Source organism: Vulcanococcus limneticus LL, from assembly GCF_002252705.1.
Lineage (GTDB): Bacteria > Cyanobacteriota > Cyanobacteriia > PCC-6307 > Cyanobiaceae > Vulcanococcus > Vulcanococcus limneticus.
Window position 1 is genome coordinate 1 of sequence record NZ_NQLA01000069.1, and the last position, 11,913, is coordinate 11,913.

11 protein-coding genes and 1 pseudogene are annotated in these 11,913 nt (G+C 62.6%); 10 read left to right on the forward strand and 2 right to left on the reverse strand.

The genetic code is table 11. The features are described 5' to 3' along the window. The 4 genes and pseudogenes from CJZ98_RS16110 to CJZ98_RS16130 form a co-directional block, all read left to right on the forward strand. A pseudogene (locus CJZ98_RS16110) lies at positions 1-387 on the forward strand (sigma-70 family RNA polymerase sigma factor); the annotation flags it as partial. A gap of 221 nt (positions 388-608) precedes the next feature. Then, entirely contained in the window at positions 609-1,421 is an 813-nt protein-coding gene (locus tag CJZ98_RS16115) for a helix-turn-helix transcriptional regulator (protein ID WP_198537898.1), read from the forward strand. 610 nt (positions 1,422-2,031) lie between these two features. Further along, positions 2,032-2,235 (forward strand): hypothetical protein, encoded by a 204-nt coding sequence (locus tag CJZ98_RS18530; protein WP_157911044.1) that lies wholly within the window; start codon positions 2,032-2,034, stop codon positions 2,233-2,235. Between the two features lie 28 nt (positions 2,236-2,263). Next, the gene (locus CJZ98_RS16130; RefSeq protein WP_094592143.1) at positions 2,264-2,677 is read left to right on the forward strand and encodes a sigma factor; all 414 of its coding nucleotides are present in this window, start codon (positions 2,264-2,266) and stop codon (positions 2,675-2,677) included. Positions 2,678-2,999: 322 nt separating this feature from the next. Here the strand turns inward: CJZ98_RS16130 and CJZ98_RS16135 are convergent, their stop codons facing one another. Beyond that, entirely contained in the window at positions 3,000-6,410 is a 3,411-nt protein-coding gene (locus CJZ98_RS16135; protein ID WP_232756557.1) for a hypothetical protein, read from the reverse strand. A 735-nt stretch (positions 6,411-7,145) separates the two neighbouring features. Between CJZ98_RS16135 and CJZ98_RS16140 the strand changes: the two genes are divergently transcribed. The 6 genes from CJZ98_RS16140 (at position 7,146) to CJZ98_RS16165 (ending at position 10,371) form a co-directional block, all read left to right on the forward strand. After that, positions 7,146-8,282, forward strand: coding sequence for a hypothetical protein (locus tag CJZ98_RS16140; protein WP_157911045.1), 1,137 nt, complete (start codon positions 7,146-7,148; stop codon positions 8,280-8,282). After that, complete coding sequence (locus CJZ98_RS16145) at positions 8,282-8,683, forward strand: hypothetical protein (RefSeq protein ID WP_094592146.1); 402 nt, start codon at positions 8,282-8,284, stop codon at positions 8,681-8,683. Before CJZ98_RS16140 ends, CJZ98_RS16145 begins: the two co-directional genes overlap by 1 nt. 64 nt (positions 8,684-8,747) lie before the next feature. Continuing rightward, complete coding sequence (locus CJZ98_RS16150) at positions 8,748-9,242, forward strand: hypothetical protein (RefSeq protein ID WP_094592147.1); 495 nt, start codon at positions 8,748-8,750, stop codon at positions 9,240-9,242. 167 nt (positions 9,243-9,409) lie between these two features. Continuing rightward, positions 9,410-9,655: a hypothetical protein gene (locus CJZ98_RS16155; protein WP_157911046.1), complete on the forward strand. Its 246-nt coding sequence runs from the start codon at positions 9,410-9,412 to the stop codon at positions 9,653-9,655. Positions 9,656-9,817: 162 nt separating this feature from the next. Further along, entirely contained in the window at positions 9,818-10,084 is a 267-nt protein-coding gene (locus tag CJZ98_RS16160; RefSeq protein WP_094592149.1) for a galactose oxidase, read from the forward strand. Beyond that, positions 10,081-10,371 carry a DUF1651 domain-containing protein gene (locus tag CJZ98_RS16165; RefSeq protein WP_094592150.1) on the forward strand — a complete coding sequence of 97 codons (291 nt, stop codon included), beginning with the start codon at positions 10,081-10,083 and terminating at the stop codon, positions 10,369-10,371. Before CJZ98_RS16160 ends, CJZ98_RS16165 begins: the two co-directional genes overlap by 4 nt. 524 nt (positions 10,372-10,895) lie before the next feature. Here the strand turns inward: CJZ98_RS16165 and CJZ98_RS18535 are convergent. Next, positions 10,896-11,913 (reverse strand): hypothetical protein (locus CJZ98_RS18535; protein ID WP_232756558.1); only part of this gene is annotated, 1,018 nt, incomplete at its 5' end.

Here is an 11,913-nt window from a genome sequence, read left to right on the forward strand (position 1 = left end):
ACCCTCAGCGCCCAGGCCCTGGCGGCGTTGCTGCAGCAGTGGCAGCTCACCCGCACTGGCTCGCTGGAGGCCTTCAGCGCGGACAGCAAGGACAACAACGCGAGCCAGCGCAGTCAGCGGCTGGAGCAGGCCTCCGTGCGCCTGGCAGCTGAAACCCCGGCGGAGGACGATCCGCAGCTGGCGGTGTTGCCCCAGCTGCTGGAGGGTCTCGATCGCCAGGAGCTGGCGGTGATCCGCGGCCTGTACCTGCGCGAGCCGGCGCTGAGCAAGGCCCAGCTGCGCCGTTCCCTGGGGCTGACGGCAACGCAGCTGCAGACGGTGGAGCAGCGAGCCCTGGCCCGGATGCGCGCCACGGCCCACGCACTCCTCAAGACAGCCGGAAGCTGACGGCCTGAACCAGGCGCCCTGTGGAGCTAACGCCATGGGGCCCCTGGAGGTAGCTGACGGGGCGGACTGGAGGTAAAGCAGCACAACAAGATCCCCGGCATTCGGCTGTTGTTACAAGACCTATCAACAGCACGTCCACTAGTTCAGCTCTGGACACGCTGCCCCTATGGGCCTGCCGGTTGTGGCGGTTGGGGCCGCTCCACTCCACCCCCACCCAGGCCTTGGATCCCGCGGCCCTGCGCGCCTCGACGCGGCACCTGCTGACTGACATCGCCACGGCCGCCGAGGGCTGGACCGTGGCGATCTGCAGCGAAGACCTACTGCTCAGAGCCTCCGGTGCCCTGCTCCTCGACTGCTGCAGCCTGGTGGCCGGCAGCATCGGCGAGCTGTTGATCCAGTTGGAAGCCACGGCGGGGCCGCTCCTGGTGGTCTGCGGAGATGACTGCGCCGACGGCGGTGCCGACGCGCTGATCGAGCAGTTGCGCAGCGCCCTGGGGGCTGCGCGGTGCCGCTTTGTCGTCGTGCTCGCCGATTCAGTGGCGCCGGAGCGGCTGCAACGGATCTGGAGCAGCGGCGCCGAGGCCCTCTGCTGCCTGCAGGCCTGCGGCCAGGGGCAGCTGCTCCACGCCCTGCTGATGGTGCTCAGGGGCCAGAGCTGTCTGGATCCCCTGCTCCGCCAGCGGCTGCAACAACCCCTGGCCCTGCGCGGCGCCGATGGCCAGGCCCTGGAGCTGAGCAGCCGCGAACAGGAGCTGATCGCCGCGGTGGCCCGCGGCCACAACAGCCGCGAGATCGCCGCCCTGCACCAGCTGCGCGGCGACACGGTGCGCCGTTACCTCAGCAACCTCTACCGCAAGGTGGGAGTGCGGGACCAGCGCGGACTGATCAGCTGGAGCCTGGCCCACGGGCTGATCAGGCTGCCCGATCTGCACAGCCATCCGCGGCCGCTGCAACTTGGAGCAGAGGGCAGCAGGCACCGGAGCCTGGGAGCAGATCGCTCAACCGGCTGGCCTGCAGCAGCTCGCCCAGGCTGAGCAGCTGCACCTGCTCACGGGTGCGCGGCAGCCAACCGGCCAGCAACTGGCGATCACCGAGGGGCACTGGCCGCAGCAGGGGCACCAGGGCCCCGAGGAACGGCAGCCAGCGCTCGATCCCATCGGCCTCGCGCCAGGGCTCCAGGCTGGTGATCTCGGCGATGGCGGTGATCGTCTCGCAGCCGGCGCTGACGGCCACCAGATAGGAGAGATCGGCGGCCTGATCGGTGCTGAGGGCAAGCGGCATCCAGAAACCGCGCTCACAGGCGTTCTGCATCGCCTCGCGGTGGTGGTGGGTGAGCAGCAGGTTGCGGGGCAGAGCACCAGCGGCGCTGGTGGTGAAGCGGGAAACAGTCATGGGGAACGTCCGTGACTCCTCCGTTGTCGCCAGGGGCAGGGGTCCCACACCGCCCACGGCTGTGGACTCCAGGGGCCGCAGTGGTGATCCCAGCAGGCCACAGCTGTGGGCAACGGCGCGGATCGCCTGCACGCACCAATGGCGCCGCAACGGGTCTCGGCGATGGCGATGGCGCCCTCGTCCCTGATCTCGACAGAAAGGCTTCCACTCCCGCTGGACGCCGGAACCCTTGGGGGACTGCTCACCGTTGCCATGTCCTCCCTCCGCACCACCGGCGTCTCCCTGGCCCCATCCGCCCGTGGTGGCGCGATCTGCGGGCTCGTGCTCGCCGTGGCCGCACAACTGCTACAGCCCACGCCGCTGCGGGCGCTGCTCAGCGCCGTCCTGCAACCAGCCGCAGCCATTGCCGCACCTGGCCAGCCGGCGGCCCTGGGTAGCCTCCCGCCCCTGAACTGAACGGATGCCTCCGCGACTCCGCCGGCCGATGACCAGCGCCCAGCGGGCCTTTGCCTGCGAACACCTGAGGCTGGCCCACCGCCAGGCGCGGCGCTTTGCCCAGCGCTGGCAGCTCAGCACCGATGAGCTGCTCGGTCCGGCCTATGAGGGCCTGTGCAAGGGCGCCATCGGCTTTGACCCGAGCCTCGGCCACCGCCCCTCCAGCTACCTCGTCCCAAAGGTGAATGGCGAGCTGCTGCACCACCTGCGAGACACCGGCTTTCTGCTGCGCATCAGCCACCGCCTGCGCGAGCTGTGGATCAAGGCTCGCCGGCCCCTGGCGCAGGGGCTGAGCGACGAGGAGATCGCCCGGCAGCTGGGCGTGGCCCTGGCGGTGTGGCTGGACTGCCGGCGCGCCTGCGGGCAGCGGCCGGTGCCGTTGGAGGAGGCTCAGGGGGAATGAGGGAGCTGTCAAGGAAGCTGAGGGAGGTGGAAGGCCACGCCATCGCCAGTCACTCCATCAACGGACAATGCTGGTGGGCGGTAGTTGCGCATCCCATAAGAAATGAGAACCACGACCAAGCCAGAGAACATCATGGTCATGCCCCAGGCGGGCTCCTGTTTTTCACAAATTGAGCATCAGAATTAATGCCGACAGCAATCCACCAGAACAGCAATGCACCGAAGACACCCAATCTTCCAAATTATACCGCTAGCTGAGATGACGAAAGCCTCTCAACCAAGGACCAAAGAGATGCTTTGTGAGCCCAATGATCCGTGGCCTCTCATTCGCGAAACTCCTCTAGGTGGCCGTCCTCAATCTCGCGCAGCGCTTCTGCCTCATAGCACTCCGCAAGACGTCTTAGCATAGCACCAGTCCTTGGATATTCGTGTCGTACTCGCTCACACCACTCACGAAACTTGTTAGCTATTAAGGTCTCCTGCTGGCCATCTCGACCAAGGAAGTGAACGCCACGACGATTATAGACTTCGATGATCATTCCCTTCTCGATGTCGTCGCTGCGAGCTCGTTCAATGGCCCTACGCACCTCGGCACACGGCCAGACACCATCTATGTCTGCGGGTGCGTACGCAAATTGACGTCCTATATGCTGGTTACATATCTCAGTGCGGTCGGCATCTCTCGTCAACTCGATCGCTCGATGCATCCATGCCACAAGAACCGCCTCATCAATGCTGCCTGTCCATGCCGGAGTGATCGGCCCAAGCCCCTCACCGAGTTCGTCATTGTCACGAGACTGAGCATCTGACCTTAGGCCGGGTGTGCGATTCCAGGTAACAAGAAGCTTGTATGCATGTTGTGCGCGGTTCTGGCCTTCATCGCTTTGCTGCTGCTCAGCCTCGTCTGCATTCTTCGGGCGATAGGCACTCTTCAATAGTTCTACAAACAGGACGGGGTCCTCGGTTAACTCTACTTGAAGCGCCTTGACCCCGCGCCTGCATTCGCAGATCAATGGAAGCCAATACCACTCCCACTGCGCCAGGTCGGAGCGATCGACACCATGAGCTTCTAGGTAGGTTAGCAATTCATCAATCTCGTAAGACATAGAACTTGAAATCAAGAATTCTTCTTGTGGTAAGTGGTCGATCTTGGCGTTGAGAGCTGTCTGTGCAAGCGCGACAACGCGACCTTGGTCCTCGTCGGAGAGATTCTTCATTTCAATGGCGTGCAAGAGCATGGCGACAATGTCGATGACCTTGAACGGACGGTTTGCGGCAAGAAGCATTGGAATTGCCGTCTCGCACTCGTCAAGTGTCAGGACATGCAATCCAATTTCGCGCCAGTAGGCAGCCCGAATATCGTCCTCCTGCTCCTCGACGAGCGCCCAAGTCTCCTTCCCATAAGGAAGCGACTGCAAGAAGAAGGCGATGGAAAGGGAACCGTGCATTTCTCTCACGCTCTTTAAAGTCTCTTTCCACCAGATCATGCCTGAGCTTTTTGACTTTGTAGAAACGTATCCAGAAATGAGTCGGGGAAGCAGAGGCCGCGTCATCGGTGTTCCAACTTCGTCTAGACTTTTTTGGAGGAGTTCATGTTCCTGCTTCGGCGTAAGCTTTATAAGGGCAAGAGTCTCTCCTAACGATTCGGGATTCTCGACTTCGTTTGCCCAGGTCATCATGGAGTCGAAGCCCTCTTCTTCCAACTCCCTCGATACTGCCTCGGATCGGAGTTCCCGGAGCTGCTCCCATCGCTCATCCATAGAGAGGTCGACCTTTCGGAGCACCTCAGGCCACTGCTTAAACAGCCATCGATTCCTGTCTCGGTGGACGAGGGGACGAAGGTGATCTCTAAGCTGTTTGAACGTATCGAGAGTTTTGCCCTTCATGGCCCAGTCAGCCTCGTGCATGTTTTCGTGGTGCATCACCAGCTTGCGAGCCGCCTCACCAAGGACGTATGCCCCCGCGCGTGCGAAATGCACGGGGTCAAGGCCACGAATCGCTTCAACGACCTTGGTTCCTAGCTGGGGGTGCTTCTCGCACAGTTCCGGTGTGGACTTGAGAATCTCTGCCCAGCGCTCACCGTGATCTCCGGCATGCTGAAGTAATAGATTTACGAGTTCTTCCTGGAAGACCCAATAGTCACGTAGCGAAACCCCCGCGGTTATGTCCTTGGCCCACCCCCTCCACTTCGGGCGAGCGAAAGGTGATCCCACGTCATGCGACTGTGGAAGTAGCGAGGCGGCGCACCGCCAAGCAACCAGCTCTTCATTCTGAAACAGGAGTCTAAGTGCATTTACACGGTCCGCGACGCTGGCTCCCGTCGCGGGATGCCAGGGAAGGAAAAACATTCTCAGGCTGTGCCACGGACGATTGACTTGTTTTCCTCCCGGATCCAGTGCGGCGAGCCTTGCGAACGCGAGCACTACGCGTCCGAATTGCTCTCGTGACCAGGCGAGCCGCTCCAGCGCCCTCACCACTTGTGTATGTGGACTCGACCCAAACATTCCGCATTCGGTGAACAGTTCTCTGACGGCGGTAGGGTCATCGGTGATCCGATCGAGGGTGTCGAGGAATGCATCTGGTGCTGCCTCTGCCAAATCTGGGAGGCAGGAAGCGATTGAGATCCATCGGCTCGCCGGGTCGGGCACCTGCAGCAAAGACTTGACGAAGTTCTGCGCGGCTGCCCGTCCATCAGTGTCTGGCAGTAGGTCGCCATTAATTGCGAGGAGTACGATTGATTGCGACAGCCCCTCTCTAAGCGCCGAAGAGTAGCGACTGACCTTCCCACGGATGTTGGCGAGCCAGCGGTCCTCCGGGGGAAGTTCGAGGGCAGGGTCGGTGGCGCCGAGCACCTCTTTGGCAATCTTGAGGAATCGGTCGATGTCGTCACGTTGGAGCGCAGGAGCCAGTCGAGTCCATGCGAACGCCCATGCTTTCCAGTCCCACAGTGCGCCTCGGCGGTCGAGCGGTTTGTCCGGTCCACTCCACTCGGCAAGTGTCTGCTTGATCTCCCGGTAGTCGCGTTGAGCAAGCTTGGCGACGACCTCGTGATCAGGATGATCGTTTGCCATCCACTGGCCAGCGAGAACGAGCGGCGCAAGTTCTGAGGCAGCTCTTCCGGTGGCCCACTTGAGCGCACCGCTTTCGGGCTGCGCGATCATCCAAAGTACCGCGTGGAGGCTGCCCTTGGACTCGACAACGATGCGTTCCGCGTCATCTTCCGACAGCTCCAATTCCTGAAGTGCCACCGCCGTCGGCTTACGTACGAGTGACCCCAAGTCGATAGAAGCTGTGGCCTTGTTGGCGCGTGCGTCGCGCTTCACTGGCAGAACAAAGTGGAGATGTTCCAGCGCATCGGAACGGACGGCAGGGTACAGCGCAGGGTCGGTCAGAATCACGATGTGCTCTTGTGAGAGCGTCGCGAGATGCTCAGTGGCGGCACTTTCGGACAACACGAGTAGCCGGGAGCGCTGCTCACTCGTAAAGGACTGCCTGCAGACGGCTGCAGCGAACACAACGGCTTCCTCGATAGTTTCTCCGACGAGGCTGACGGCACCAGACGGCGACTGGAGAAACTCGATGAACTGGTCGCGAGCACCATGGCGGCCACCGATGATCAAGGCGGAAGTAATCTGCGGCGCGTAACGGTGAGTGAGTGCAGAATCCCAGTAGCGGTCGAGTGAGTGCAAGCCACGGATTGAACGACCGAGTGTATCGGCAATCCAGAGGGCCACGGCGGGCGCGCGTTCGAGCCAAGTTGAGAGGACCGAGCCGTCGATCACTTGAATATCCGCCCAGGCGCCATCGAAGCATTTGTCATCGGCCCACTTCTTGCGTCCCGCCCAGACGTGGGGTGTAACGAACACAAATGTCGAACTCCCAGGAACCATCCCGCGAGAGTCCCTACTTCGCTTGTAGTAGTCTTCGTCCGCTTTCGACTCAGGGTTCGCGGACACCCCCATCTCCCAGACCGAGCTACCTGATGGGACGAATGGGTTATTGCCACTGTAGGTAAGCGCACCGTCCCAGCCGTGCAACCTGACGTCGTCGCCAGCAGGCATTTCAAAGAATGTGACATCGCTATCGCTGCAAGACGTGAGGATGAGTCGCCTAACGAGCTGTGGCAAAAGACCTTGCGCTTCTCGACGTGTGGAATTGAAGAGCCTCGAAAGGTCGTGCGAGCTAATCATTCAATTACTCTCAAGGGCATACCGGCCGGTCTAAAGGTTATTAAAAGAAATCTGAGAGCATTCACCCTTATGCCTCACTTTTCCGTGAACCACGGCGCCATACCTGACAGGCAACCCACCAGACGACTGCACCACAAGGGATCCTGACTCCGGCCCATCCACGCTAGCCCCGGTTCCCGGGTCCGTTATCCACAGGTTCTCCCGGACACAGAGACCTGGGCCAGCACCAGGGCACCAACCATCCCCACCGCCGGTAGCCTTCCTCCCCTGCGAGTGTCCATGGGATGTGCGCACCGTCGCCCCAGCGGCGACAACCCCTGCCCCAACGGCAACCCTGACCGCGACCTGCTGCAGTTCAACGTGCGCCTGGCCAAGAGCCGCCAGGCCCTGGCCGACAGCAACCGCATCGAACGCAAGGCCTTCCGCGAGCACGCCCGCATCGAGAACGCCGTCGCCACCTACACTCGCGAACTCGGCGCCCTGCTCGATCAGCGCGGCTTCACCAGCGGCGTGCCCCTCAGCCCCATCCCCGATGGCGGTGAATCCGTGCTGATCGTGCAGCTCAGCGATCTGCACTTCAACGAGCGCGTCGAGCTGCCCTCCAACCGCTACGACTTCACGGTGGCCGCCGCGCGGCTGGCCAAGCTCGCCGGCCGCGTCAAGCAACTGGCCCGCTGCTTTGGCGCCCGCAAGGTGGTGGTGGCCTGTCTGGGGGATTTCCTCAACAGCGATCGGCGCCTCGATGAGCTGCTCAGCAACGCCACCAACCGCTCCAAGGCCACCCTGCTGGCGGTCGACATCCTGCGGGCCTTCCTGCTGGATCTGCGGACTGATCTGGCCGTGGAGGTCTACGGCATCACCGGCAACGAGAGCCGCGTGAGCAAGGAGCTCGGCTGGAGCGATGCCCTGGCCACCGACAGCTACGACCTGATGATCTACGAGATCCTCCGGCGCGGCTTTGCGAACACCAGCGGCATCAGCTTCTGCGGCTTCCGCGCCAACGAACTCCTCTTTGAAGTGCTGGGCCGGACCTTCCTGTGTCTGCACGGCCACCAGATCGGAGCGAACCTGCAGAAATCCGTCCAGGAGATCGCCGGCAAGTACGCCAGCCAGGGCATCACGGTCGACTACACGCTCTTCGGGCACCTGCACGCCACCGCCATCGGCGACTACCACGCCCGCAATGCCTCGCTGGTGGGCAGCAATGCCTACGCCGAGGCCGGCCTTAACTTCTGCAGCAAGGCCGCCCAGAACGTCCACATCGTCACCGCCGCCGGCATCGATGGCATGAAGGTGGATCTGCAGGACACCACCGGCATCCGGCCTTACCCCTTCGCGGCGGAGTGGGAGGCCTACTGCCCCAAGAGCGAGCGCAAGCTCCACACCCCCTCGGTCGTCTTTCAGGTGGTGGTCTGATGCACACCCTTCTCCTCTCCCAGCGGCTCTCTACCTGCAGCAGCGCGCCCCAGGCTGAGCTGCAGGCAGCCCTGCTCACGGCCGTGCGCGGCCTGGCGGAGCTGGTGGCCCAGCTCTCCGCCCAGCTGGGAGCTGCGGCCAGTGCCAGCCCTGGTCCGGCGCCTGAGGCCTGGTGTCAGCCGCGGGCCGAACCCCAGCCGGACTCCGCCAGCGGCCCCAGCAGTGGCACCAGTACCAGCCGCCGACTGGGTCCCGCCTGGGAGGAACTCTCGGTGGTGGAGCTGCGGGCGCTGCTGCGCAGTTACCCCATCGATCGCAGCTCCCTGCCGGCTCCGATCGAGCTGCTGCGCCGAGGCGAACTGGTCGAGGCCCTCAGCCAGCTGCAGGCCATGAGCGCCTGAAGGGTTTCCAGCAGGCCCTGCGCCCCCACGAATCTCTGTCCCCCTTACCCACTCCCTGTTGCCCATGACCGCCACCCCGATCACCACCGCGCCCGTCGTCTCTGCCCCTACGGCCCCCGGCGCTGAACCCGCCCCGGGCTCGCCGGAAGCGCTGCTGCTCCTGGCAGGCCTCGGAGTCCTGCCCGCCAGCGCCGGCCTCGCCGATCCCCGCTTCTCCCCCGACGAGATCAAGACCTGCGTCGTCCGCCTGCTCACGCTCAAGCAGGAGCAGGAGGCCCTGGCCGAGGAGCAGAAGCAGCTGCACGACCAGCTGCGCCTGGCCCACCTGCGCGGCGATCTGCAGCAGCAGCTCCCCGCTGGCAAGGACGGCAACGGCTACCGCATCGCCCCCCAGACCCTGCTGCTGCGCCGCCCCGGCCGCAAACAATGGCGCTACAGCCTCAGCTGCAAAGAGCTCGAATGCCAGCTCAAGGCCCGCCAGACCTACGAGCAGCACAGCGGTGAGGCCACCTGCAGCCTCGGCGCCAGCTTCTGGGAGGTGCGGAGCTTCAAGGACTGACCGTCCGTACCTCTGCCTGGATTCCGCCAGGCACGGTGTGGGTGATGCACTGACGGGAGATCTGATCCCACCAGCCCCGGGCGCAGGCCCGGGGCTTTGTCATGCCCAGTGGCCAGGCTCAAAGGCCCGGCAGCAGGGAACTCTCCTTCCGTGACCCCGTGATGTCTATGCCTGAAGCGACCCTGACCACCGGCGCCATCACCATCGAACTCCTGGCCGACGTCTGTGTCGCCATGGAGGTGATCGATCAGCACATCACAGCCTGGGCCATGGAGGCCATGAAGGATCCGCAGCAGGGGCCTGCCCTGAGACGGGTCATCGAGCAATTGCTCAAGGTCGTGGAGGGGAGCACCGGAGAGGCGGACGCGCCTCACACCAGGGAACCGCACCCCATGTCGGATGGGGAGTCATAGGTGCCATGGAAGCCGATCAGGGCGACATCGAAAACTGAGCCCACCCGGAGCCTGTGCGATCGAGCGCCGCAGCCCAAGGCCAAGGCCCCCGGACAACCCCAGCAACCGGGCGACAACGAACCCAAGACCTGCTAGTACAGACGTACTCCTACAGGCACTGCCGTGGCAGTTCCGTCCCCCGTCTCCACTGAGCCGTGTCCAGAGGACTGGCCCTACCTCGATCAGGCCGTCCTCCAGGCCAGCCGGAGCCGCCAGGTCTGCATGACCTGCCACTGGTTCAGGCACCACGCCGGTGCCAGCTGCATTCCGCTGCTCACCTGCCAGCTGCACCGTGGCCTGATCACCCACGGCGAACACCTCACCCGCCGCTGCCTGGGCTGGACCGATGAGATGGTGCGCCAGCGGGGCTGGGCACCGGAAGGAGCATGACGAGCGCCAAGGGCACGGACGCCGGAGTCCAGACCGCCAGGGCCAGCAAGCGGCCGCCGCTCTCTCCCCAGGAGGGCTGGCTCAGCGACGGCCGCCGCGTGCTGCACTTCCGCCCGACCCTCTGGGACCGCTGGACCCAGCGGCTGGAGGTGACCAGCGGTGAGCTGCTGCCGGATCAGCCCGTGCCGCTGCTCAAAAGCCGCAAGGAACTCACCCGCGAGCAGGCGATCGCGCTCTGGCGCCAGAAACGGCAGGAGGGCTGGAAGACCTACGGGCCGCAGTGGTGAGGGACGACGTGTGGGAGGCGCGGTTGGGGGAGCGGTTGGCCCTACTGACATCACGGACAGGAAGGGTTAAGCCATAGGTAGACACCCGACCGGGGGTTCACCAACAGCTCCCGCAACCGGTGCAAGGGCCCTCAGAAAAGGGGGCCCTTCTTCATGGGATAGCCCAGATGCAACAAAGCCCGGGGTGTTGGCCCCGGGCGTTTGTCTGCACAGCCGTGGTGCCTTCCCAAGGGGGTCGGGCGCAGCTGCGCGGTCGGTTGATCGTCAGATCACGGTGTCTTCAGTTGTGGTCGGAGTTGCCGGCGCTGGCACCGACCTGGGGCCAGGTGTCAATCGGGGCGCTCCATTGGGTCCGGGGCACCTCAGGCTGGCCCGCGTGAGGGCGTCATCCACCAACAGTGCAGTGGTCAGCGACTCGGCCACACACCAGAAACGGCAGAGAGCCTTCATGAAGTGACGGAGCGAGACCAGGGATAACCTCAACTCGATAACCTTGCGCTATTTCAATAGGGCATCAGAAAGACTCATGGCAGATGACGCCTAGCAAGCAGTTCCTCGATCTCGTTTCCGACAAGCTCCTCTTGCTTCGCCAGCGCAAATGATCGAGACATGCCAATAATCCTGTTTTGAAACTGAGGCAGAAGCCGGTAGTCACCATAAGTACAAACACCACTCAAGACAGCTTCACTAATAATCGGCTTTTGCAGGATGCTGTGATAATGCTTGAAGCCTGGCAGGGCATGCACCATTTGCTGGTACAGACTATCTCGGAGGTCTAGCAGTGCTCTTGTGAGTTCACTGGGTCCTAGCCTTGACCATGGATCGACTGGGTCAATTACAGAATTACTAGCTCTGCCGTTCTCCGCCTTTGTGGTCAATAGCGCATGAATAGAGTTCGTCGTCCGAAGCAGATCAGAACGAAGGCCTTCTCTAGCAACAGAGAGCTCATCTCTCAATCCCTCAAGCAGGCCATTAATCGATTCGTTATGAGCCGAGAACCTCTCGGACAAAAGGAGATCAATGCTACCAAGAAAATCCTCATACCCAGCTTCCCGGACAGTCGGAGCTACCATTTCACAGCCTTGCTCGTCCGGCAAGCCAGAAGAGGCAGCCTCACGAAGGCTATCCCACTGGCTTAGCTCAGCGAGAATCTTTGCTCGAAGTGGTTGGTACTCGTCTCCCGAAGGCCGAACGAGACGAAACTGGAATTGATCAGCTTCTTCTCTATTTGCCGCAGCAGTCTGCAAAACAAGCCCGTACATTCGCTCCGCCAGGTCGAATAGCCGTATAACCATGACCCCATAGCCAGAGTTAAATGAAGATACGCCCTCACCCTGAAACCCATGCGCCTCTGAATCACGCGCAGATCGAAGGGCAAGAGCGAGGCCACGGAACTCGCTAAAAAGAAATGGCAGACTTCGCTTAAGATGCGCGGAGAGCCCAAGAGGGCACCTCGAATAATCAGCAAATCGCAGAGGTTCTGAAGACATGAAGAAGCCGCCAAAGAGGCGGCAGAGAAGGAGAATGCTATATCGAACATTG